This is a genomic window from Sporosarcina sp. PTS2304 (assembly GCF_003351785.1).
In the GTDB taxonomy this organism is placed as follows: Bacteria; Bacillota; Bacilli; order Bacillales_A; family Planococcaceae; genus Sporosarcina.
The window spans coordinates 698,168-722,639 of record NZ_CP031230.1 but is presented as its reverse complement, the minus strand read 5'-3'; the positions used below and the strand labels follow the sequence as shown (position 1 = coordinate 722,639).

Sequence of the window (24,472 nt, the reverse complement as noted above, 5' to 3'; positions counted from 1 at the left end):
ACATATACCCCTCCCGAATTCTCTCAGATAACTTTATCATAAGATTATGGAGAGTGGCAATGTTAGAACAAAATGTGAATAAACAGCTACGACATCCGGTCACGATTTGGTGATTTTGTAATAAATGGACGCGGATCGTCAATGGTCATCGGGAAGCGGATAAGTACACGCAGCATTGCTTTAGGAAAAAATGGAGTGAACGGCCATAAATATGGCACATTCATCGGTTTTAAAGAAGCTAAATAATAAAATGTCAGTGCAAGTCCGATGAAAAATCCAGGTGCACCGAATAATGCGGTTAACACGAGTAACGAGATACGAAATACTTTTGTTGTAATACTTAATTCGAACGATGGAATAGCAAATGTTAAAATGGCACTGACTGCCACGTACAGTACAACTTCAGACGAGAACAATCCTACATCAATCGCAACTTGACCAATAACAATAGCAGCTACAAGGCCCATAGCGGTAGATAGCGGAGTAGGTGTATGAATGGCCGCCATTCGCAGCACTTCAATCCCGATGTCGGCTAACATGAGCTGGACGAAAAGCGGCACTTCTCCCCATTCATTCGGACCGATGTAATGAATAAATTCAGGTACGAATTGTTTTTCAGTAGATAGTAAATACCAAAATGGCAACATCACCAAGCTGAAAAACGTTCCAACAAACCGCACGGCACGTATAATTGTTCCAATCAACGGCGCCTGTCGATACTCTTCCGCATGTTGCAAATGATGAAAAAGTGTGACAGGCACTAGAATAACGGAAGGGGACGTATCTACAATAATTGCGATATGCCCTTCTAGTAAATGTGCTGCACAAATATCTGCACGCTCAGTATATCGGACAAACGGCATTGGATGAAATCCTTGTTTGAACAAAAACTCCTCCAATGATTTATCCGTCATCGTCATGCCGTCAGTCTCGATATGGTCCAGACGCTCCCGTATAAAACGCAAATGATCTTCATTCACAGCACCTTTTAAAAAAGCTACTACGATGTCTGTTTTTCCTTTTACGGATGCTTCATGCATTTCAAATCGTAAATCCGTCGTACGAAGTCTTCTGCGAATTAGTGTAGTGTTCGTTAAAATATTTTCCGTAAAGCCGTCTCTCGCCCCACGAATGACTTTCTCTGTATCAGGTTCCTCAGGTTGTCGCCCGGGATATGATCGGACGTCCAGAGTGAATGTAAAGCCGTCTTTCATAATGAAAACTGCTAATCCGCTTAAAATGAACTTTGCCAATTGGTCTTCAGTTTCCACAATTTCTAGTGCATGATACGGAAAATAATCCATCATGGCGCGGTCTGTCTCTTCTGTCGTATTACGTTTAAACAATTCATTGCGATACTGCATTTCTGTTAATAAGGTAGTTAAGACCTCCCCATCTACTAGTCCATTCATATAGAGAAGAAGTGCTTCTTTATCCCATAGGTGGATCAATCGACTGGTGGCATCGAATGTTTCATCTTTGCCGAATTGATTGACAAACCACCTTTCCCCTTCTCTTATAGACGTAAATAGAGTGTTGGTCACATTATGTCCTCCTATTTATCGAAAACTTCTTCGGGATTGACTCCCATCCATGTTTTCATCTGCGCTAATATCTTCTTTTCTAAGCGTGAGACTTGAACTTGAGAGATGCCGATTCGCTTGGCTATATCACTTTGCGTGTAATCTAAATAATAGCGCATATAAATAATCGTCTGATCGCGTTTATTCAATCTTGAAATAATGTCTCTCAAAGGAATATGGTCGAACACTCTCTCTGAGCGATCATCCCGAAGTTGATCCATCAACGTTAGGCTATCTCCTTCACTTTCGTATAACTGCTCATTTAAGGACGCAGGATCACGCAACGCATCAGTAGCTAATATAATATCCTCTACAGTCACATCGAGTGTTTCTGCTACTTCAGAAATCGAAGGAGAACGACCGTTATTTTTAATAAAGTCGTCTGTTGCATGCCGGATTTTGTAACTCAATTCACGTATCGTCCGTCCGACCTTTACCATACCGTCGTCTCGTAAATATCGTTGAATTTCTCCTACAATCATCGGCACAGCGTACGTTGAAAACTTCACCTCGTATGAAAGATCGAATTTGTCTATTGATTTCATCAAGCCAATACAGCCTATTTGAAATAAGTCTTCTAAATCCGCACCACGCGAAGCGAATCGCTGAACAATGGACCATACGAGTCTCGTATTTCCTTCTACCATCATTCGTCTAGCTTCTTTGTCACCCGCTTGTGATTCTTTGATGAGTTCTCTCATTTTTTCTTGTGACAATAGAGCGTGTTGCTTCTCAACAGATGCTTCCATACGTCACCTCATTCTACTTACTTCTGTAACAGGTGAAAATTTCTTTTCAAATGTCACGATAGTCCCGTTTCCAAGGGTAGAATCTACACGGATACAATCAGAGAAACTTTCCATAATGGTGAAGCCCATACCAGATCGCTCCATTTGCGGCTTAGTTGTAAACATCGGCTCCATCGCCTGCTCCACATCAAAAATTCCCATCCCCTCATCGGTTACAGTCATTTTTACGGAGCGATCATCAATCGTAGCGTGGATTGTCACAAAACTTTTTCCATCACATTCATAACCATGAATAATCGCATTCGTGACGGCTTCGGAGACAATGGTCTTAAATTCGGATATTTCTTCAAGCGTTGGATCTAGCGGTGTGATGAAGCATGTCATCGCCATTCGTGCGAGTGCTTCGTTTTGTTCTATCGCTAAAAAAGATAGCGTCAGTTCATTTTTCATGTACAACCCCTCCGATTTCGTCGATTGCATCTTCGACTGTACATTGTCTTATGGCATCCCCAAGGCCTGAAAATTGAAATATTTTTTCCATCGTGGGGGAAGGATTCAGAATCAATGTCGCTCCATTGACGGGTGCTAGGTCCCGCATTCTTCCGAGAATCAGTCCAATTCCCGCACTATCCATAAATCCTAGTTGATAAAGATCCCAAATAATTGCGCGGGTTTGTCCAGTGAAGATTGCGGTGGATACTTCTGTTCTAATTTGGTTAGCTTCGTGGTTGTCTAATTCACCTGACAGCGTGATAAGTACTATGCCATTTTCCAATTGATTAATCGTTGCCATGTCTGGTAAACGCCTCCTTCATGAAGGCATTGTCCCACATTTAGAACCGAAATCCTTTACCTTTGACAAAACTAGTCACCTATCCGCAAAGCTTCTTAGATTATGACAATCGTTTCAGATGAATCATTGATGTCGCAGTTCACTTCCAATTAAGCTCAGAACGCAAGCTCTACATGAGTATGGGCAGGGAATGTAAGATTTACACACAAAGCACAAAAAAGCCATGTACCCGGAAGTTTCCAATTACCTTGGAATACTTTGAATACATGGCTAAAAAATTATTACAGAGAATGAATAAGCGTCGGACTTGCTACTTTTTCAGCAGAAATATAAATATGATTTTGCATTAAGTTGATGGAATCATCTACTTGTTCTTTATTGGCATAAAGAACTGCTAATGGTTCCCCTTTTTCAACATAGTCACCAATTTTTTTCTTGAGCATAATTCCTACTGCGAGATCGATAACATCCTCTTTCGTTGCGCGCCCGGCTCCTAGTAACATCGCCGCAACACCTACTTCATCCGCATCCATACCGCTAATGTACCCGCTTTGCTTTGCAACAACATCTATCTGGTACTTGGCCTGCGGTAAAAGATTTGGATTGGTAATAATTTCTTCATTCCCACCTTGCGCTTGAATGAATGCGCCAAATAAACGAAGAGCCTCGCCATCGTCTATCACTTCTTGCAACTGCGCACGTGCACTTTCTTCCGTATCCGCTTTATTCGCAGCGAGCAACATTTTACTTCCTAATACTAAACAAAGCTCCGTTAGATCTTCCGGTCCTTTGCCTTGAAGTGTGTCGATCGCTTCTTTTACTTCTAAAGCATTACCGATAGCACATCCGAGCGGTTGACTCATATCTGAAATGACCGCACTTGTAGTACGCCCTACTTCATTGCCGATCGCCATCATAGCGTCTGCTAGTTGTTGCGAATCTTCCAACGTTTTCATGAACGCACCCGCACCGGTTTTAACGTCCAGAACAATAGCATCCGCTCCTGCAGCCAACTTCTTACTCATGATAGAACTGGCGATCAGCGGTATACTGTCCACTGTTGCCGTGACATCACGCAATGCGTACAACTTCTTGTCAGCAGGAGTCAAATTCCCACTTTGACCAATGACCGCGATTTTCAAATCATTGACTTGCTGAATAAATTGTTCTGTCGAAATTTCTACATGAAAGCCTTCAATTGCTTCTAGCTTATCGAGTGTCCCTCCTGTATGACCCAAACCTCGTCCACTCATTTTAGCAACCGGCACTCCGCAAGCTGCGACAAGCGGTGCCAATATGAGCGTAGTCGTATCGCCAACTCCACCTGTCGAGTGCTTGTCCACTTTTACTCCTTCAATCGCAGATAGATCGATTTGATCGCCTGATTCAGCCATGGCCATCGTCAAATACCCTTGCTCTTCAGCCGTCATTTTTTGAAAATATATTGCCATTAGAAATGCGCTAGCTTGATAATCAGGAATAGAACCGTCTGTATAACCTGTAACGAAAAATTCGATTTCCTCTTTTGATAGTATTTCTCCATCACGTTTTTTCTCAATTATGTCGACCATTCGTAACATCTATTAGTCCTCCTCAGTCAATAAAGATAAAAAGCTTTCACCATGTTCCGGCGGATCCACTTGGAAGTTTTCTGCAATCGTTGCGCCAATATCAGAAAACGTTTTACGAATAGGCAATTCACCGGAGTTTTTATTCGATGGCGAATAGACTAATAGCGGAACATATTCTCTCGTATGATCGGTTCCTTCATGAATCGGATCGTTTCCGTGGTCTGCTGTAATGATCAATAAATCATTTGGACGAAGAGCTGCTATGATTTCAGGCATGCGTGCATCGAATTCTTCCAACGCTTTACCATAACCGATCGGATCACGTCTGTGACCGTACAACGCATCAAAGTCGACTAAGTTCACAAAGCTAAGTCCTTCGAAATCTTTCTTCATGACATCCACTAATTTGTCGACACCGTCCATATTACCGCTCGTACGAACCGCTTCTGTCACACCTTCTCCATTATAAATATCTGCAATTTTACCAATCGCGATAACATCATAATTTTTATCCTTTAATTCGTTCATTACCGTTTTGCCAAAAGGTTTTAATGCATAGTCATGACGATTTGTCGTCCGTTTAAACGAGCCAGGCTCACCAACGAACGGCCTCGCTATGACACGACCGACTAAATACTCGGGGCGCATAGTTAACTCTCTTGCGATTTCACAAATACGATATTGTTCTTCAATCGGAATAATATCTTCATGCGCCGCTATTTGTAATACAGGATCTGCAGAAGTGTAGACAATCAATGCCCCCGTTTTCATATGTTCTTCGCCCAGCTCTTCAATGATTTCCGTACCGCTAGCGGGCTTATTCGCAATCACTTTCCGACCCGTTTTCAATTCTAACTCATCGATTAGTTCTTGCGGAAAACCATTTGGATAGACTTTAAACGGTTGATCGATCAATAACCCCATAATCTCCCAATGACCTGTCATCGTATCTTTACCAACTGAAGCTTCTTCCATTTTCGTATAATACCCTTGCGCTTCGTCTTGTGCACGTAACCCTTTGATTGGTGCAATATTTGCCAATCCAAGGCGCTCAAGATGAGGTAAATGAAGTCCGTCCATTTCTTCTCCAATATGCCCTAGCGTATTTGAGCCTACATCGCCAAATGCCTCCGCATCCGGTGCTTCCCCAATACCGACAGAATCTAAGACGATTAAATGAACTCGATTATAACGTAATTTTTTCAAAGTAAACCCTCCAATTAATATTGTTATGCCCTCGGATGATACATACTATATACATCTTTTAATCGTTTCTTGCTTACGTGCGTGTAAAGTTGCGTAGTGGAAATGTCGGCATGACCAAGCATTTCCTGCACAGCCCTTAAATCAGCGCCATTTTCGATCAAATGCGTCGCAAATGAATGCCGTAGCAAGTGAGGTGAAATCACCTTTTGGATATTCGCTTCTCTTCCGGCGTCTTTAAGAATTTTCCAACACCCTTGACGAGTAAGGCGTCTGCCGTGCATATTTAAAAACAGCGCGTCAGTAGATGGAGATGTACCAACACAAACGGGACGTGATTCATTTACATATCGACTACATGCATCAACCGCTGAACGACCTAGGGGCACAATGCGCTCCTTACTACCTTTACCGAACACACGAACAAATCCCATAGTCAAGTGAAGATCAGTTAAATCAATCGCTATTAATTCACTTACCCGCATTCCGGTACCATATAACAATTCTAGTAAAGCCACATCACGTATTCCTCTAGCATTCGAACAATCAATCGAATCTAGTAATAACTCAATTTCAGGAACAGATAATACATCCGGTAACTTCTGTTCGATTTTCGGCAACTCAATATGAATAGTACAATCATGTGTTGTCACTTGTTCTCTTACTAAAAACTGATGAAATGAACGGATAGAGGAAATATGACGTGACAGCGTCCTGCTAGATTTCCCACTGTCTTTTAACTTCTGCAAATATTGTAAAACGATAGGACGTTCAATCGAGTTAAGCGTTTCCAAAGATAAACTTTCTAAAAAACGAAGATATTCCACTAGATCCCGCTTATAGGATTTTACTGTATTTTGAGCAAGTTGTCTTTCTACAGTTAGAAAGTGTACATAATCCTCAAGTGCGAACTGCGCTTCTTTCATACTACATGGCTCCTTTCATATAAAAAGTAAAAAAAGGACAGCACTTATGCCATCCCGTCGTCTTCATTCTTTTTTTCTGTATCTTTATCTTTACAACGATGACAAATACCGTGAAAAGTGAGCCAGTGGTCTTTTACTTTAAACCCGTAACGACTTTCCACCACTTTTTCCACTTCTCCGAGTAAGTCTTCTTGAATCTCGTCTACAGTTCCACAATCCAGACAAATCAAGTGGTGGTGAAAACGTGTCGCTCCTTCTTCTCGAAGGTCATAACGCGCTACACCGTCGCCAAAATTAATTTTATCAACTACTTTTAACTCTGTTAATAACTCTAATGTGCGGTACACAGTAGCTAACCCGATATCAGGTGCTTTCTCTTTTACGAGAAGAAATACTTCTTCCGCACTTAGATGATCTTCTTCGTTTTCAAGAAGAACCGCTACAGTCGCTTCACGCTGAGGCGTCAACTTGTAGCTGGCCCCGTGTAACTGCTTCTTAATGCGCTCAATTCGGCTTTCCATACGACGCCCCCCTCAATTGTATCTAGTATACCAAACTGACTTTCCAGATGACAATAGAAAGGAAATGTTCAGCTTGTATTAATACATAATAGAAACTAACTAATAAAATGAAAGATCGTTAATTCAAGCAGCTGAATGATCAAAAGTAAGCCGATCAATAAAGGTACCGCTGATAGTGGACGGTCTTTCTTATGTGCAGGTGCAGTAAAAAAGGGCGGGTTCAACACAGTACATAAAATTAGGAAAACTAAACATCCTAAAAATTGAAATGGGAACCACCACACCGCATACATTACTAACTTCATGCCGGTTGATAGAAAATACGTAGAGGACAGTCCAAATACTACACATTTTGTAGCCCCTACAAACATAATGATGAAGCGGACTCTTTTATATTTTGAAAGAATCATGACCAGCGCTATAAAACTACTCGTCACTATGAGCGGCGACCAAATAGAAGCGTCCGATCCTTTTACTACTCGTTGATCGAATAATCCAACGAATGGTTCAAATGATGCAATAGGCCATTCTCTAAATAACAAAGCGCCTCCGATATAACTGATTGCGAGTATAACGAATAAATAAATAAAAGACAATGATCGAGCCATAAATAGGACACCTCCGCAATGTTTGTACAACATATGCTTGTCCTATACAAAATAGCTCTACTTTTTCAAATCATAGACTTTTTGCGTACCATACCGCCACAACAGTCTTCGCATCATAAATACGTTCATTTGCGATGAGTTCATCCGCTTCTTCCGTAGACACTTCGAGAACTTCTATAAATTCGTCTTCATCTCCAACTGCAGGTTGGTCTACTTTCACTAAATCCGTTGCTACATACAAATGAATAATCTCATCCGCAAAACCCGGCGAGGTAGAAAACGTCTGTAAATATGTAAATGAATTCGCACGATATCCTGTTTCTTCTTCTAATTCACGAATCGCAGTAAGTTCAGGCTTTTCTCCCGGTTCAATTTTGCCGGCTGGAATCTCTAGCATCGTACGCTCCAATGGTTTTCTAAATTGCTCTACTAAAACTAGCTTTCCATCGTCCGTTAATGCAATGATTGCAACAGCTCCAGGATGTTTAACCAATTCTCGTTTGGCAATTTTTCCGTCTGGTAATTCTACTTCATCTACTTGCATGGAAATGACTTTACCTGTAAATATTTTTTCTGTCGAGAGGGTTCGCTCTTCAAACTTCATCCTATCTTCAACCCTTTCTATTGGTTTTCTAGTTATAATTCATTGTACCATGAAAGGTAAAGGAGTGAAGTAAATGAAGTTGCGTACACTAGGTTCTAGTGAATTACTCGTATCTGAATTAGGTCTTGGCTGTATGTCACTGCCTGCCGAGCTTGAACCTGCACGTTATGTGCTTGAAGCCGCAATGGACAGCGGTATAAACTATTTTGATACAGCAGATCTGTACGACAAAGGAATAAATGAAGAAATTATAGGAAACGTATTAAAAGAACATAGACAAGATTTAATCATTGCAACAAAGGTAGGGAATAAATGGACGCCAGATAAAGAAGGTTGGACATGGGATGCTTCTAGAGAATATATAATGGAGGCAGTAAAGGATAGTCTTCACAGATTGCAACTGGATTATATCGACTTATACCAATTGCATGGAGGTACGATGGAAGATTCTGTAGATGAAACGATTGAAGCATTTGAAGAATTAAAGAAAGAAGGGATTGTTCGGGAGTATGGTATATCCTCCATTCGACCGAATGTGATCGAACGTTTCCTAAAAAACAGTACTGCGGTTTCCGTCATGATGCAATACAATTTATTGGATCGACGACCGGAAGAATATTTTTCGATGATTACACAATTCGGTGCGTCAGTCGTTACACGCGGAACTTTAGCTAAAGGATTATTAACTGACGAAGGAAATAAACGAGTGGAAAAGATGGACGGTTTTGCTTCGTATAGACAAGATGATCTGCAGCAGACAGTACAAGCCTTGTCAAAGGAAACTGACGACATGCATGCATACGCGCTCGCATTCGCTCTCAGACCAAAAGCGGTAGCCTCAGCACTTATCGGCTCCCGCACAGTTGAACAATTACAACAATCCGTAGATGCCTATCAGACAACTACTGATCCTCAGCTAGTAGAGAAACTAATGCAGTCAACTATACAGCATCGGTATGAGCAACATCGACTGAGTTGAATAGCTCTCAATAAGATTTTGTAAATATACTTGTTGATTCACCATATTATGTATAACTCTCTCATTTATTTATATAAAAGCGAGTTTGATTATCGCGATTGGATGAAGTGAAGCTGACTTAGAGTGTGCGGCTTGCGCTTCTAGACGATATGCTTTCTAGAAAGGGATGCGGTGAACTATAAAGACAAAATGAGCTCCTAACTTAAAATAAATGCCTATTAAAAACGGGGCTGTCCAGAAAGTCAGTAAGAACTGAGTTTCTGTGACAACCCTTTTTCCCATGAAACGAATAGAAGAATCCTCTCTTCGCCGTTCCTTTCCGTTCCAGGCGGACGCGTTCGGGAGGGGTCGCAGTGAACCATACCGCTCCGCTAGCGCTACGCCGGATGTTTCACTTGTCGACCTGATCCTCCCCGAGTCGCCGCCTAGAACGAAAATCCACTCGATGTCTTGCTTCAAATAGGTACAAAAAAATCGCCCTTTCTAGTAGAATAAAGTTACCAAACCCACTCTACGAAAGAACGATTTTTTATGCGCAATCCAAAGATTACTTACGAACAGTATACCACAGAACAGCTCACCTTCCCTATAGAAGAACCTAGTGCATCGCTCCGTGGCCTTGAAAAGGTTCATACGGAGTTCGGAATCGTCGCACTGGTTCACAATCTGTTGAAAGTAGCGGGCATCCGCCGGCTACTTTCAACTGTGAACGACTACAAACCAAAATCAGGCGGAGAAAAACAAATAGTTTTTCTCCGCCTGTTTATTTTAAGCGATTACTAGTTAGCCTCCTGTGCTTTAAATCGAAGCAAGATTTTATTTACTTTCTGTAGTTGCATTCAATAAAGCTACGTCTTTTTTTGTAGCTACTGGGGTTGTGCGTGATTCGTTAGATGTTTTTACTAACTCTTTCTTTTTAGTTGGGATCATGTTGAAAATGATATTTAATAAGATAGCCGTAATACTACCTAGCACGATTCCATTACTTGTTAAAATCTGAATCGTCTCAGGTAAGTTTGAGAAAAGGTCTGGTACGACTGAAACGCCTAGACCGATACCAATCGAACAAGCAACGATCATTGCATTATCTTCAGATTTTGAAATGACCGGACTAAGCATTTTAATCCCTTGTGAAACGACCATACCAAACATCGCAACCATTGCCCCACCAAGAACCGCATTCGGAATAATAGTAGCCAGCGCCGCTACTTTAGGCAAAAACCCTAACGAAATGAGCATAATTGCTGTAACAAATATCACTTTCCGTGATTTCACGCCAGATAATTGCATCAATCCTACATTTTGTGAAAATGTAGTATACGGAAACGCATTAAAAATTCCACCGATGACGGAAGCTAATCCTTCTGCGCGATAGCCTTTTTCCAATTTACTTTGATCGATCGTTTCTTCACAAATATCCCCAAGTGCAAAATATACACCTGTAGACTCGACTAACGACACCATCGCGACAAGTGTCATAATGGCAATTGGCAAGAAGTGAAATGTTGGTGTAGCTAAATAAAACGGCATGACCATATGAACGTACGACGCATCTTGAACATTAGCAAAGTCCACAACACCAAGAAATACCGCTACTACCGTCCCGACAACCAAGCCTAGTAAAATGGCGATTGACTGCAAAAAACCTGTCGAGAAACGATATAATAACACGATAAATAGCAATGTACCGAATGACAACGCAACATTCGTAATCGAACCAAAGTCTTCTGCACCTTGCCCTCCACCCATATTGTTAATCGCTACCGGAATTAACGTAATACCAATAATTGTAACGACTGAACCTGTAACAATCGGTGGAAAGAAACGTACCAAGCTTCCAAAAAATCTACTGATGAAAAATATAATGACACCGGAAGCAATGACGGCACCATAAATAGCTGAAATTCCGTATTCATTTCCAATTAAAATCATCGGACCAACAGCAGTAAATGTACAACCTAAAACGACTGGTAGCCCTATTCCAAAATATTTATTACGAGAGATTTGTAAAATAGTCGCAATCCCACACATTAAAATATCAATTGATACAAGATATGTTAGCTGTGTAGGAGTTAACCCTATTGCGTTACCGACAATCAACGGAACTAATACAGCCCCTGCATACATTGCGAGCAAATGCTGAAAACCGAGTACCGTCGTTTTCATTACAGATTTTCCTCCCCGACAAATTGCACTTTTCCATTCGCTAATGACTGAACTTCAGCCAGTGATTCCACTCGAATACCCGACGTACGCATCATTTTCCCGCCAGGTTGGAAACTTTTTTCAATGACAATGCCTACCCCGGCAAGTTGCGCGCCTGCTTGTTTAACAATTTCTATTAATCCAAGTGCAGCCTGACCATTTGCCAAGAAATCATCAATTAATAACACAGTATCCGCAGATGAAATGAAATCCTTCGATACAGAAATATCATTAGTTTCACCTTTAGTAAACGAATGAACTTTCGCGGAGTATAAATGATCCGTTAATGTAAGAGATTTACGTTTTCTTGCAAACACTACAGGTACTCCGAGCAGAAGCCCTGCCATCGTAGCTGGTGCAATTCCAGAAGATTCAATTGTGACGATTTTCGTAATTTGTTGATCACTGAAACGCGAGACAAATTCCTTCCCAATCTCTTGCATCAATACTGGATCGATTTGGTGATTTAAAAAGGAATCGACTTTCAATACCTCTTCCGATAATACTTTTCCTTCTTGTCGAATCTTTTCTTTTAGCAACTCCACGCTGTTAAGCTCCCTTCGATTTTGCGAATAAAAAAACGTATATGCCATTTCCCCCATATAAACTATGAGAGAGCGACATCTACGCTTGTAAAGATGAAAAAGCATTTTCCTATCAAAAGACAAGAAAGCTGCTTTTCATTCTCTCATAGGCGATCCATTTACGGTAGATCGGTAGAAACTTACGGGCCATATTCCCGCGATTATATGAGACCTATTTAACTGAATGGTAACAGTATAGCACGATTCGACAAATTATCAATACTTAATTCTTCCAAATATATTATGTACAATTCTCTTATTTATCCGAATAAAACAGATGAAAGATAGATCACAAAACCGACAGTAAAACTGCTTGCTACTGTATTAAATAAAACAATTTGTGCTGCCAGCTCCGATTCTACATCATATTCCAAAGCCAGCGTAGAGCTGTTGCGCGAGGTTGGAAAAGAACTTGCAATCCACAATGACTGCGCAGTAATGCCGTCTATTTTCAATAGTATTAGTAAGATGAAAGCAATGGTTGGCGATAAAACGAGTCGACCAAATGCGCTTAAGAAAATTAATCGGTTCCATAATGTTTTCACGCGAATTTGCGCAAGTTGGGCACCAAGAGTAATTAAAGCAATTGCGATAAATGCGTCAGAGAGGTGACCAATCGGCACTTCTACAAAATTCGGCAATTGTATGGAAGTTAGATTCAATAAAGCTCCAAGCCATAACGCATGTATAATCGGCATCTTGAGAAATTCTTTTATAATTTCTATCCCCGATCGTGTAGAAGAAACCAAATTATATAAACCGTAAGAGTATGTTAACAAGTTCTGGTAAACAATTAAGACAATTTGAATCGATACACCTAGCGGATTTGCATGAAACACTAACTGGCTGACAGGCAAACCGTAGTTTCCCGAGTTAATGAGCACAATACTATTTTTCATGACAGCGGTTTGTTGACGGTTGAGGCGCAACATTTTACTGAATACATGGCCGACTACAATAAGTGATGTAGAAAATAACACGACAAACAACAATACTTCGAGCAACACTTCAACATTAATAACTGTATGGTATAAATTCATAAACACGGCTGCCGGAATAAGACAGTACGTTAAAATATTACCCAATGCTTTTACATTAAAAGTGAACTTTATTTGCAAAACGACACCAATTCCTAATAAAATTAACATCGGTGTGATAACATTTACAAAGACAATGAGTAAATACTCCACAAAGGACACTCCTTTCTGTTGTCTACACTATATACTTCTCAGAACAATCTTCATAGAATTTAGGAGGCCATACATTGGTACAATCAAAAACAGAAAAACCTACGAAACATTTACACTTTCCGAAGAGCCAGTGGATTTTATTAGCTGGGATTTTATTTATTGCGGCTACTCTTCGTTCACCACTCACTTCTGTCGGGCCCATCATCGGTTCGATCCGTGAGCAACTACATATTTCCAATTCACTCGCAGGTTTTTTAACTACTATTCCGTTGCTGGCCTTCGCAATCGTTTCGCCGTTTGCTCCAAGACTTTCTAAACGTTATGGTTTGGCACCTACACTTTTTTATTCCATGCTTATTCTGATGGCGGGTATTTTGCTGCGTTCCGAAGGTTCTAGCTCGTTGTTGCTGATCGGTACATTTTTAATCGGTGTCGGCATTGCGTTCGCCAATGTATTATTACCTAGTTTATTGAAGCTAAGCTTTCCATTACATATCGGTTTAATGACTGGTTTATATTCTGTTTCCATGAACTTATCGGCCACAGTAGCTTCTGGCATTGCAGTTCCTATTGCTAATGAGACGTCTTACGGTTGGCAAGGCGCTTTAGGTATATGGGGGATTATCACATTTATTGCCATCATCGTATGGATTCCACAAATTCGTGTGAAGAGGGAAAAAGAGAAAGAAATCAACAAAACAATTAAAATACATGCCGCAACACCAGTATGGAAATCTCCTGTTGCTTGGTTTGTTACATTCTTTATGGGCTTACAATCATTTCTGTTCTACACAACTTCTTCATGGATGCCTGTCGTGTTGCAAGATAGCGGTATGTCAGATGAGGCGGCAGGTTGGATGCTGTCACTCATTCAATTCTCTCAATTGCCGATGGTCTTCATTATCCCCGTCATTGCGGATAAAGTACGCAATCAAAGAGGATTAGTATTAACTGTTTTCGCTTGCTATGTCATCGGCTATGGCGGTGTTTTAGTAGGCAGTGAAAGTTTGAATGCTGTATGGATGATTTTCATCGGGCTTGCAGGTGGAGCAGCTTTTGGATTATCTATGATGTTTTTCACATTACGCTCAAGTACACCTGAGGAAGCCGCTTCTTTATCCGGAATGGCACAATCTGTCGGCTACTTACTAGCAGCGATCGGACCTGTTCTATTCGGTTACTTACATGACTGGACAGGTACGTGGACTTTACCGCTATATGTATTTTTATTCATCGCTTTTCTACTGTTGATCAGTGGTCTAGGTGCCGGAAAAAACCGCCACTTATTTTCAGATGGAAAAGTTTAATAATAAAAAGTCGAAACAACATCTAAATATTAGGATTATATACAAAGTCTCTAAAATGAACTTGGCAGAGAAAAATTATTCGTTTTTCTCTGCCAGGTTTTACTAATAGGCACTTGTTCTAAGTTAGGAGCACATATCTATAGTTAGTTCACCCCGGGTTCTCCACGAAAGCGTCCTTCTGAAACGCAACGTAAAGACATTTCCTACATATCTCTTTGTCATCAGCTCAACACTTAGCCTTTAAAAACGATAACTCAATAGTTAACATATCGATTCACTTTAAACTATCCAGCCAACCAATAATTTGTTTTCACAAGTAAAAGACCATTATAGAAATCAGATGTAACTGATTTCTGAACGGCCTCACTACTTGTGTCTACTTCTTTATTCATAAATCCAGCTCAGCAGAAATCGGACAATGATCACTTCCGAATACTTCTGCATGGATCGTTGCACGGTGTAAACAAGACTGTAATGCACTAGAAATAATGATGTAATCGATACGCCAGCCAATATTACGCGCACGAACATCCCGCATATATGACCACCACGTGTATGCCCCTTCATTCGTTGGATGCAAATGACGGAATGTATCTATAAATCCACTCGCAAGCAAATCTGACATTTTACTACGTTCTTCAATCGTAAAGCCTGAATTACCTTTATTAGATTTCACATTACGAATATCGATTTCCTCATGCGCTACATTAAGATCACCGCAATAAACAACTGGCTTTCTTGCATGCAACATCGCCAAGTGAGCAAACATTTCATCTTCCCACTCCAGTCGATAAGATAAACGAGCGAGATCTCGTTGTGCATTTGGTGTATAGCAAGTGACTAAATAAAACTGTTCAAATTCCAACGTAATGACCCGGCCTTCTGGTTCGTCATTTGCATCATTTAATCCATAGTGAACTGAAAGCGGTTGTTGCTTCGTAAAGATCGCTGTACCGGAGTATCCTTTTTTCTCTGCATAATTCCAGTATTGATAATACCCCGTTAACGGTAAGTCAATTTGCCCTTCTTGGCATTTGATTTCTTGTACGCAAAATATATCTGCGTTCATTTCGTGAAAGAAATCCATAAAGCCCTTTTTCACACAAGCTCGGATCCCGTTTACATTCCAAGAAACTACTTTCAACCTAACACGACCTATCTACGTGTAATAATTTAATTGCCATTAAAACTAACTGCTAGTTTCGCTGCAAGTTCTGCATTTGATTTAACTAAAGCGATATTTGCTTCTAAACTTTTTCCACCGGTTAACTGCTGTACTTTCTTCAACATATGCGGAGTCAATTCTTTACCAGTCACACCAAGTTCCTTCGCTTCTTGCAAAGCATCAGACACTAACTTTTCCATATATTGTTCATCCATTGCGTATTGTTCAGGAATAGGATTGGCAATTATCGCGCTTCCTTCAAGCCCTAAGTTCCATTTTACACGTAGCATCTCTGCAATCATATCGATATCGTCAATTTGATAGTCGACATGATGCGCACTGCTTCTCGTATAAAATGCAGGGAAAATATCAGTTTGATATCCCATTACCGGCACACCTTTTGTTTCTAAGTATTCCAGTGTTTTTCCTAAATCAAGAATAGATTTAGCCCCTGAACAAACAACAGCCACACTTGTACGTGCAAACTCGTCTAAATCAGCTGAAATATCCATCGTCTCTTCCACTCCACGATGCACTCCGCCAATTGCGCCTGTTGTAAAGACGCGAATTCTGGCCAAGTCTGCAAAGAACATCGAAGCCGCCACAGTTGTTGCACCTGGCTTTTTCGTAGCGATTAAGTAGCTAATATCTCGTCTTGATGCCTTCACAACACCTTTGCTATCACCAAATCTTTCTAACTCCTCATCTGACAAACCAATTTTAATCTTGCCGTCCATAATCGCGATTGTTGCAGGTACCGCACCGTGATCCCGCACTATTTGCTGAACTTCCCGCGCCGCCTGCACATTCTCAGGAAATGGCATACCGTACGTAATAATAGTAGATTCCAATGCAACTAAAGGTTTATCATATTTCATAGCTTCGATCACTTCTTCTGAGTACGAAACATATCTTCTCATCCAAAATTCCCCCTAACCGTTCATTATCTATATATTTATAATAATCATTCTACAGATGTAGTCAATGGCCCGCTTCAATTACTTGTGAGATCTTATAGCTTTCCAAATCCCATTCTGTCGGCTGATCAAGTACTACTTGCGATAAAATTTTACCGAGTAATGGTCCCACAGTGAGTCCGGAAGAACCTAAGCCATTCGCTATCCACAGTGACGGAAAACCTGGGACTTGACCTAGTACTGGCATAAAGTTTGGAGTGTGCGGACGAATCCCTACACGAACTTCATTTACTTGCGCTTGATATAAGTCAGGTGCGATTGGCAAAGCGTGCTTCAGTATTTCTAGTATACCACCTGCTGTCGGCTGAATAGCAAAATCTTCTATATCTTCGTGAGTTGCACCCGCCACAAAGCGCCCTTTTTGAAAAGGAACTATGTATTGTGTGCTTGGCGGCATAATGACAGGCCATTCACCGGAAGTATGATGGTCTGTCTGCAAATGAAGAAGTTGTGCTTTTTGTCCTTTTACTAATAAGTTTAATCCAAGAGGCGCGATAAATTCTGGAGCCCATGCACCCGCTGCGAGAATGATTTCGTCTGCTCGAATGAGTTCACCTGAGACGACTACGCCACAAATAGTCCCTTCTTCGACAAAAGGAGAAGCAGAACCATGAATGATTTTGACACCACGCTTACTCGCCACTCGTTCCATCGCTTCTCGCAGACGATCTCCTTCTACTTTTGCGCCTCCTGCTATCCAAAGCGCATGATATTCTTCAGCCAATATCGGCACATGTTCAGCAAGTTGTTCGGCATGTACTAAGCGGACGTCCCCTATTTCTGGAGATGTGATTCTCCGTTCTTCTACTAATTTCTTCTTTTTTTGCAGACGCTCTATATCTGCATGAATCGCCAATGCACCTACTTTTTTATATCCCGTTTCCATTTCCCCTTCTTCTTCTAATGAACGGATCAACTCGGGGTAATAAGCAGCTCCCGCTGAAGCCAGCGCATACCACGCTTTATTACGTCTTTGCGAAGCCCACGGACAAATAATACCAGCAGCCGCTTTCGTTGCCTGGCCGGGCTCTTGTCTATCAATAACAACTACTTCTGTTGTCTTATTCGAAAGATGATAAGCAGCAGAAATTCCAACAATTCCTGCCCCTACAATTATAATTTTCTTCAAAAAAAACCACTCCTAATTGTATACGTTTCAAAATCTACAAACTTTTCACTTTATTTTTTCGGAAAAAGTTGTATAATTATTTTATTCGAAATATTCGTTTCGGAATATTCCACACCTTGAGGAGATCTGATGATTATGACAAGATTACCTATGCAAATTCAACTTACTCAAAACAAAAAAGAAAAACCAGACCCATCTACCCTTGTTTTCGGAAAAACATTTACAGACCACATGCTTATTATAGATTATGAAGAAGGTAAAAGTTGGCACAATCATCGTATCGTACCTTATGCTCCTCTAACTTTAGATCCTGCTGCCATCGTCTTACATTACGGCCAAACGGTTTTCGAAGGAATGAAAGCATATCGCTCTAAAGAAGGAACAATTCGTTTGTTCCGTCCAGAAGAAAATATGAAACGTCTAAACTACTCATTAGATCGACTGTGCATGCCAAGAATCGACGAAGAGAATGCACTTTACGCTCTTAACCAGTTATTGCAAATTGAGGAAGATTGGATTCCTACGCTTGATGGTACGTCATTATACATTCGGCCATTCGTCATTGCAACAGAAGCTTTCCTAGGCGTTGCTCCTGCTAAAAAATATCAATTCTTTATGATTCTATCACCTGTCGGATCTTATTATAAAGAAGGCATCCACCCAGTGAAGATTTTAGTGGAAAATGAGTTTGTCCGCGCCACAAAAGGTGGAACAGGTAGCGCAAAGACGGCTGGAAACTACGCTTCTGCTTTAAAAGCACAAGAAGCTGCAGATCTAGCAGGCTACTCGCAAGTTCTATGGCTTGACGGTGTAGAACGAAAATATGTCGAAGAAGTAGGAAGCATGAATATTTTCTTCAAAATCAATGGAGAAGTCGTTACTCCTGCGATCAACGGTAGCATTCTTGAAGGAATCACAAGAAAATCGATCCTGCAGCTCTTACGTCACTGGAATGTACCTGTAGCTGAACGGAAAATTTCTATGGAAGAAATTAAAGTCGCTTATGAAAATGGTGAACTTGAAGAAATTTTCGGCACTGGAACAGCAGCTGTCATTTCTCCAGTGGGCGAATTGAATTGGGATGGTTATAAAATGGTCATCGGTAATGGCGAAACGGGTAAACTTTCTCAACAACTTTACGATACATTGACTCATATCCAGACAGGAACGGAAGAAGATCCATTTGGTTGGGTGTATGAAATTAAAAAACACATTGCGCAATTAGCATAAGAATATTAGTAAACTACACCACTTTGCCTTGTCGGGAAAGTGGTGTAGTTTTTTTGCAAGGTTGTGTCTACAGGACAGTTGGGGTTCGTCCAGAAGTTAGAGTAGGGTAAATAGCTCTTCCTGTATAGTGCAGAAAAATAGTGTACGTGTGAGGATTCTCCTGAGAGAAACCGGACGCTTTCCTGAGGGGGACGCATCCGGCTAAAACGCAACGTAATGAAATACCTAACGTCTTCCATCACTAATCCGTTGAATCCCAACTATCTAGAACTAACAATCCAGCGGTTACAACCTCTCTCCTAAAGAAAGCTGAAAAGTGCAGTGTAGTGCAAGCCGGCGACTCAGGAAGGATCAGGTCGACAGGTGAAACAACCAAAGGAGCAAAGCGACTGGTTGGTTCACCGCGACCCCTTCTGAACGCGTCCGGCTGAAACGCAACGTAACGACATCCCTTGCGTCTCCCATCACTCTAATCCGTTGAATCCCAACTATCTAGAACTAACAACCTAATAATCCAATCTTCTCTTCTATCCGTTCAGCAACAAACCTTCACAAACCATCAACATATATACTCACCCTATGCGAAATGACAAATAAGCCTTTTGAATAAGAAAAAGACCATCACATAAAATCAGACAATACTGACTTCCTGGACAGTCTCTTTCATAAATTATACCGACAACAACGCAGCATCACTCGTCAATTGTTCTCCGCGAATCCGCTGGAACTCCGCCATTAACTTCGCAATCGTCAAATCTTTCTTTTGCTCTTCCTCCACTTCTAAAATAATCTGTCCCTTATCCATCATAATCAAACGATTTCCAAGGTCTAGCGCCTGCTGCATATTATGCGTTACCATCAACGTAGTGAGCTTGTCTTGCTCTACCAGACGCTTAGTCAAATCTGTAATTAACTCTGCACGTGACGGATCGAGTGCCGCGGTATGCTCATCTAACAACAAAATAGAAGGCTGAGTGAACGTCGCCATTAGTAATGATAGCGCTTGACGTTCTCCACCTGATAACAAACCAACTTTGGCTGTCATCCGATTCTCTAGGTTTAAATGCAATGTTTCAAGAGACGTACGGAATACATCTTTACGTTTTTTATCCACCCCACGGCGAAGAGAACGTAGTTTATTGCGTGAATAAGCCATAGCCAAATTTTCTTCAATCGTCATGGTGGGAGCAGTCCCTGCCATCGGATCTTGGAACACACGTCCAATCATTCTTGAACGTTTGAATTCCGCTAATCGCGTCACATCTTTATTATCAATATAAATCGAACCGAAGTCTGGAGACAATGCACCAGAAATCATATTCATCATAGTCGATTTACCTGCCCCATTACTTCCGATGACTGTTACAAAATCACCTGGTTGCAAATGAAGATTTATTTGATCAAGTGCCACTTTTTCATCAGGAGTTGCTTCGTTGAAAATCTTATTAATGTTGTCTAGTTTCAGCAATGCTGTGACCTCCTTGTGACGCTTTCATTTCCAATCGCTCTGTTTGCCTTTTTGCTTTCCGTGCTTTTTCACGGCGTTTTTCCAAAATTTGCGGAATGATTAATGCAGCAATAACAATAACTGCGGTAATCAATTTCATATCTCCTGAGTCTAGTATTTTCACACGCAACGACAATCCTAGGACGATTCTATAAATAACCGCTCCGATAATGACTGCCAATGTCGTACGGAAAATCGTTTTCGTTCCAAAAATCGCTTCCCCAATAATTACGGAAGCTAGCCCGATAATAATCATACCAATTCCCATACCGTTATCAGCAAATTTACCGTATTGTGCAATTAATGAACCTGAAAATGCGACAAGTGCATTGGAAATTCCAAGACCTAAAATGACCAAAGTATCCGTATTTGCTGAGAAACTACGAATCATCTTTTTATTATCACCAGTCGCTCGAATCGCCAATCCCAATTCAGTCTGTAGGAACCAGTCCGCAATAATTTTAATAATAATCGTCACAACAATCATTAAACATAACGTGCCCCATGTAGAAGGCAGATGGCTAATGCCTAATCCGCCGAGAAAGCCATTGATTGCCTCGTCCACTCCGAGACTACTCCAAAATGCTTGGAACTTACTAAAAATCGTTTCTGCATTCAAAAGTGGAATGTTCGGGCGGCCTACTGAACTTTCAGTAGTCAGTCCCATTATCCGAAGGTTTATCGAGTATAGAGCTATCATCATGAGGATTCCGGATAATAGTGGATTGATCTTTCCTTTGGTATGTAATAACCCTGTTATACATCCCGCAAAAAAACCGACCAAAATAGCAGTAAGTGTTGCGACAAGCGGATGATAATCGAACACGATCATCGTAGCCGCTACAGCTGCGCCTGTTACAAAACTTCCGTCCACTGTTAAATCTGGAAAATCAAGCACTCGGAATGTTAGATACACTCCGAGTGCCATAATCGCATAGATGATGCCCTGCTCAACTGAGCCAAATACAGCTGAAAACATGCAAGATCATCTCCTAGTTTATTCTACAATTTCTGCATTCCAATCATCTTGAATTTCAAGATCAATTGTTTCCGCAGTCTTTTTATTTACCATCAACTTTAAATTTTGTGGTACTTGTACAGGTAATGTTTCAGTTTTCGCTTCACCTGTCAGAACTTTAACAGCCATTTCTCCAGCTTCATAACCGATATCATAGTACTCGAAACCGTATGCACCTAGTCCGCCACGTTTTACTGAATCGAATTCCCCGACCATCATAGGAATTTTATTATCATTTGCTACAGAGATCACTGATTCTAATGCAGAAACAACTGTGTTATCTGTGATGATATAGAATGAATCAACTGAACCAATCAATGATTCTGCTGCTTGTTTAACGTCTGCTGAAGTTGCAACCGACGCTTCCACTACTTCCATATCCATATCTTTCAAGATTTCTTTTACAGAATCTACTTGAAGACGAGAATTCTGTTCTCCAGAGTTAAAAATCATACCTACTTTTTTTGCGCCTACATTATCTTTCAAAAATTTCATCGTGTTTGAAATAGCGTCCGGATGATTATCAATTGTTCCCGTTACGTTACCGCCTGGTTCTTCGTTAGAAGCAACTAGCTCTGCCGCTACCGCATCTGTTACTGATGTAAAGATTATAGGAATATCCTGAGTAGCACTAGCTGCTGCCTGTGCACTCGGTGTAGAGTTGGCAAATATTAAATCCACTCCTGCACCTGCCAAGTTATTTGCAATTGTGGAGTTTGAACTATTATCATTTTGCGCATTTTGCTTATCATATTCGACTTCCAAACCAGCGTCTTCAATAGCTTTTTGGAAGCCTTCTAATGCAGCGTCTAAAGATGGATGTTCAACGATTTGCGTGACGCCAATTGTATATTTTTCTTTACCGCTGTCTTTATCATCATTATTGTTGTCTGTAGTTGCACCTGATGAATCATCTTTCCCTCCGCATGCAGCCAGAACGAGCACAATACTAAAAAGTGCAACTGCATAAGTTATCCAACGTTTTCTCATCCAAAATCCCCCTATTATATGTTCTATCGCCTGTCGGTATATTCAGAAAAGGCAATAATTATACGTAATCGTACCCTTTACACGGCTATCCGTCAATGGAATTTTCCATATTGTAAGTAAATTCTCACAAAAAATAGCCCATCGCAAGTTGAAATTTGCGATAGGCTAGTTTTTATGGCTTTACTCATTCATTTCATAGTTTAAAAATTGTTTCGTGCGATATTCTTTTGGTGCTTTGAATAGTTCATCCGGAGTTCCTGATTCAATGATTCTACCTTCATCCATGAAGATGACTCGGTTGGCGACATTACTAGCGAATTCCATTTCATGCGTCACAACGATCATTGTCATATGTTCTTCGGCTAAATTTCTCATAACGTGCAACACTTCTTTTGTCAGTTGTGGATCAAGCGCTGAAGTAGGCTCATCAAACAATAAAATTTCCGGATTCATCATTAATGCCCGCGCAATCGCTACACGTTGTTTTTGACCACCAGACAATCTAGAAGGTAGTTCATCAATTTTAGATGCGAGACCTACCTTTTCAAGAAGTTCAATCGCTCGGTTACTCATTTCTTTAGTCTTTTCTTTCTTTACAAGTTTCGGTGCCAGCTCCAAATTTTGTTTCACAGTCAAATGGGGAAATAGATTAAACTGCTGAAACACCATGCCCATTTTCGCATTAATCATTTTACTATCAGCTGGACTGGCATACTCACCATCATTCACTAAATAATCCCCATCCACTACAATACTGCCACCGCCTACTTGCTCCAATTGGATTAAACTGCGAAGCATCGTACTTTTTCCAGACCCCGAAGGACCAATAATGGCTAAGACGTCGTTTTGTTCTACATCAAACGAAATATCTTTTAATACTTCTAATGGACCGAATGATTTTTTTAAATTACGCACTTCTATAAAAGACATCGTTTTCTCTCCTTACTCGTATCGCAGCTTTCTTTCTAAATATTTAAACACAATCGTAAGTCCAAAAGCGATTAACAAATATATACCCGCAGCGATAAAAAACGGAATAATCGTAAAATCTCTATTTACTACAGTTTGTGCATAATGAAGTAATTCGGGAACCGCCACTGCATACAACAACGCAGTATCCTTTACTAATGAAACAGATTCATTAGCAATAGGCGGTAGTGTTACACGGAACATTTGTGGCAATATAACCCGAACCGTCGTCTGCCATTTAGATAATCCAAGCACTTGTGATGCTTCGTATTGTCCTTTATCGATCGATAATAATCCACCACGAAAGATTTCAGCAAAATACGCTGCATAATTTAAAATAAAAGCTAGTGTGGCAGCCGCAAAACGATCCAGCACTAAAAACTCCCCAATTACCGGCAGAAGTGGTAAACCAAATACAAAGAACAATAGCTGTAATAACAAAGGAGTTCCACGCATTACATAAATATATGTCTGCGCCAAAAATGAAATTGGTTTTATACTACTTCTTACGGCAAGTGTCAGCATGAAACCAAGTGGAATCGAAAGAACAATAGCGAGTACGAATAATAGCACGGTCGCTTTAGCACCTTCGAGCATCGGGATCAACATAGACATAAAATATTCAAAAGTCATTTTTCAATTCCTCCAAAAACCATCTGTGATT

25 protein-coding genes and 1 riboswitch are annotated in these 24,472 nt (G+C 40.7%); of the genes, 4 read left to right on the top strand and 21 right to left on the bottom strand.

Annotated features, from left to right (window positions below; all coding sequences use genetic code 11):
- Positions 1 to 86 precede the first annotated feature (86 nt).
- From DV702_RS03250 to DV702_RS03205, 10 genes are all read right to left on the bottom strand, one after another.
- Positions 87 to 1,544, bottom strand: coding sequence for a spore germination protein (locus tag DV702_RS03250; protein WP_114923449.1), 1,458 nt, complete (start codon positions 1,542 to 1,544; stop codon positions 87 to 89).
- 11 nt (positions 1,545 to 1,555) lie between these two features.
- On the bottom strand, positions 1,556 to 2,332 hold the full coding sequence (locus DV702_RS03245) for a SigF/SigG family RNA polymerase sporulation sigma factor (protein ID WP_114923448.1): 777 nt from the start codon (positions 2,330 to 2,332) through the stop codon (positions 1,556 to 1,558).
- A gap of 3 nt (positions 2,333 to 2,335) precedes the next feature.
- A complete protein-coding gene (gene spoIIAB, locus DV702_RS03240) occupies positions 2,336 to 2,782 on the bottom strand; it encodes an anti-sigma F factor (RefSeq protein ID WP_114923447.1) in 447 nt (148 codons plus the stop codon).
- The gene (locus DV702_RS03235; RefSeq protein ID WP_114923446.1) at positions 2,772 to 3,125 is read right to left on the bottom strand and encodes an STAS domain-containing protein; all 354 of its coding nucleotides are present in this window, start codon (positions 3,123 to 3,125) and stop codon (positions 2,772 to 2,774) included. The genes spoIIAB and DV702_RS03235 overlap by 11 nt, the downstream gene beginning before the upstream one ends.
- 281 nt (positions 3,126 to 3,406) lie before the next feature.
- Positions 3,407 to 4,705, bottom strand: coding sequence for a pyrimidine-nucleoside phosphorylase (locus DV702_RS03230; RefSeq protein ID WP_114923445.1), 1,299 nt, complete (start codon positions 4,703 to 4,705; stop codon positions 3,407 to 3,409).
- A 3-nt stretch (positions 4,706 to 4,708) separates the two neighbouring features.
- Positions 4,709 to 5,902 (bottom strand): phosphopentomutase, encoded by a 1,194-nt coding sequence (gene deoB / locus DV702_RS03225; protein WP_114923444.1) that lies wholly within the window; start codon positions 5,900 to 5,902, stop codon positions 4,709 to 4,711.
- A gap of 23 nt (positions 5,903 to 5,925) precedes the next feature.
- Positions 5,926 to 6,825, bottom strand: coding sequence for a site-specific tyrosine recombinase XerD (gene xerD / locus DV702_RS03220; protein ID WP_114923443.1), 900 nt, complete (start codon positions 6,823 to 6,825; stop codon positions 5,926 to 5,928).
- 44 nt (positions 6,826 to 6,869) lie between these two features.
- Entirely contained in the window at positions 6,870 to 7,346 is a 477-nt protein-coding gene (locus tag DV702_RS03215) for a ferric iron uptake transcriptional regulator (protein WP_114923442.1), read from the bottom strand.
- Between the two features lie 95 nt (positions 7,347 to 7,441).
- Positions 7,442 to 7,954, bottom strand: a complete 513-nt coding sequence (locus tag DV702_RS03210) for a hypothetical protein (RefSeq protein WP_114923441.1) — start codon at positions 7,952 to 7,954, stop codon at positions 7,442 to 7,444.
- A gap of 70 nt (positions 7,955 to 8,024) precedes the next feature.
- On the bottom strand, positions 8,025 to 8,558 hold the full coding sequence (locus DV702_RS03205; protein ID WP_114923440.1) for an NUDIX hydrolase: 534 nt from the start codon (positions 8,556 to 8,558) through the stop codon (positions 8,025 to 8,027).
- A gap of 73 nt (positions 8,559 to 8,631) precedes the next feature.
- Between DV702_RS03205 and DV702_RS03200 the strand changes: the two genes are divergently transcribed.
- Both DV702_RS03200 and DV702_RS03195 read left to right on the top strand, forming a co-directional pair.
- Positions 8,632 to 9,537, top strand: coding sequence for an aldo/keto reductase (locus DV702_RS03200; RefSeq protein ID WP_114923439.1), 906 nt, complete (start codon positions 8,632 to 8,634; stop codon positions 9,535 to 9,537).
- A 531-nt stretch (positions 9,538 to 10,068) separates the two neighbouring features.
- Positions 10,069 to 10,320, top strand: a complete 252-nt coding sequence (locus tag DV702_RS03195; RefSeq protein ID WP_114923438.1) for a hypothetical protein — start codon at positions 10,069 to 10,071, stop codon at positions 10,318 to 10,320.
- Between the two features lie 33 nt (positions 10,321 to 10,353).
- Here DV702_RS03195 and DV702_RS03190 read toward each other — a convergent pair whose 3' ends face one another.
- The 3 genes from DV702_RS03190 to DV702_RS03180 form a co-directional block, all read right to left on the bottom strand.
- On the bottom strand, positions 10,354 to 11,703 hold the full coding sequence (locus DV702_RS03190) for a nucleobase:cation symporter-2 family protein (protein WP_114923437.1): 1,350 nt from the start codon (positions 11,701 to 11,703) through the stop codon (positions 10,354 to 10,356).
- Positions 11,703 to 12,287: a xanthine phosphoribosyltransferase gene (locus DV702_RS03185; RefSeq protein ID WP_114923436.1), complete on the bottom strand. Its 585-nt coding sequence runs from the start codon at positions 12,285 to 12,287 to the stop codon at positions 11,703 to 11,705. The genes DV702_RS03190 and DV702_RS03185 overlap by 1 nt, the downstream gene beginning before the upstream one ends.
- 126 nt (positions 12,288 to 12,413) lie before the next feature.
- Positions 12,414 to 12,515, bottom strand: a riboswitch (purine riboswitch).
- Between the two features lie 71 nt (positions 12,516 to 12,586).
- Positions 12,587 to 13,516, bottom strand: a complete 930-nt coding sequence (locus DV702_RS03180) for an AEC family transporter (RefSeq protein ID WP_114923435.1) — start codon at positions 13,514 to 13,516, stop codon at positions 12,587 to 12,589.
- A 74-nt stretch (positions 13,517 to 13,590) separates the two neighbouring features.
- Here DV702_RS03180 and DV702_RS03175 point away from each other — a divergent pair, with 74 nt between their 5' ends.
- The gene (locus tag DV702_RS03175; protein ID WP_114923434.1) at positions 13,591 to 14,823 is read left to right on the top strand and encodes a CynX/NimT family MFS transporter; all 1,233 of its coding nucleotides are present in this window, start codon (positions 13,591 to 13,593) and stop codon (positions 14,821 to 14,823) included.
- A gap of 388 nt (positions 14,824 to 15,211) precedes the next feature.
- Here the strand turns inward: DV702_RS03175 and DV702_RS03170 are convergent, their stop codons facing one another.
- From DV702_RS03170 to DV702_RS03160, 3 genes are all read right to left on the bottom strand, one after another.
- The gene (locus DV702_RS03170; protein WP_114923433.1) at positions 15,212 to 15,967 is read right to left on the bottom strand and encodes an exodeoxyribonuclease III; all 756 of its coding nucleotides are present in this window, start codon (positions 15,965 to 15,967) and stop codon (positions 15,212 to 15,214) included.
- 29 nt (positions 15,968 to 15,996) lie between these two features.
- The gene (locus DV702_RS03165) at positions 15,997 to 16,908 is read right to left on the bottom strand and encodes a pseudouridine-5'-phosphate glycosidase (protein WP_114923432.1); all 912 of its coding nucleotides are present in this window, start codon (positions 16,906 to 16,908) and stop codon (positions 15,997 to 15,999) included.
- Between the two features lie 61 nt (positions 16,909 to 16,969).
- A complete protein-coding gene (locus DV702_RS03160; protein WP_114923431.1) occupies positions 16,970 to 18,094 on the bottom strand; it encodes an NAD(P)/FAD-dependent oxidoreductase in 1,125 nt (374 codons plus the stop codon).
- A gap of 135 nt (positions 18,095 to 18,229) precedes the next feature.
- Here DV702_RS03160 and DV702_RS03155 point away from each other — a divergent pair, with 135 nt between their 5' ends.
- On the top strand, positions 18,230 to 19,324 hold the full coding sequence (locus DV702_RS03155) for a branched-chain amino acid aminotransferase (RefSeq protein ID WP_114923430.1): 1,095 nt from the start codon (positions 18,230 to 18,232) through the stop codon (positions 19,322 to 19,324).
- Between the two features lie 670 nt (positions 19,325 to 19,994).
- Here the strand turns inward: DV702_RS03155 and DV702_RS03150 are convergent.
- The 5 genes from DV702_RS03150 to DV702_RS03130 form a co-directional block, all read right to left on the bottom strand.
- Entirely contained in the window at positions 19,995 to 20,792 is a 798-nt protein-coding gene (locus tag DV702_RS03150) for an ABC transporter ATP-binding protein (protein ID WP_114923429.1), read from the bottom strand.
- A complete protein-coding gene (locus DV702_RS03145; protein ID WP_114923428.1) occupies positions 20,770 to 21,810 on the bottom strand; it encodes an ABC transporter permease in 1,041 nt (346 codons plus the stop codon). The genes DV702_RS03150 and DV702_RS03145 overlap by 23 nt, the downstream gene beginning before the upstream one ends.
- 18 nt (positions 21,811 to 21,828) lie before the next feature.
- A complete protein-coding gene (locus DV702_RS03140; RefSeq protein WP_114923427.1) occupies positions 21,829 to 22,839 on the bottom strand; it encodes an ABC transporter substrate-binding protein in 1,011 nt (336 codons plus the stop codon).
- Between the two features lie 180 nt (positions 22,840 to 23,019).
- Positions 23,020 to 23,769 carry an amino acid ABC transporter ATP-binding protein gene (locus DV702_RS03135; RefSeq protein WP_114923426.1) on the bottom strand — a complete coding sequence of 250 codons (750 nt, stop codon included), beginning with the start codon at positions 23,767 to 23,769 and terminating at the stop codon, positions 23,020 to 23,022.
- A 12-nt stretch (positions 23,770 to 23,781) separates the two neighbouring features.
- On the bottom strand, positions 23,782 to 24,441 hold the full coding sequence (locus tag DV702_RS03130; RefSeq protein WP_114923425.1) for an amino acid ABC transporter permease: 660 nt from the start codon (positions 24,439 to 24,441) through the stop codon (positions 23,782 to 23,784).
- Positions 24,442 to 24,472: the final 31 nt, after the last annotated feature.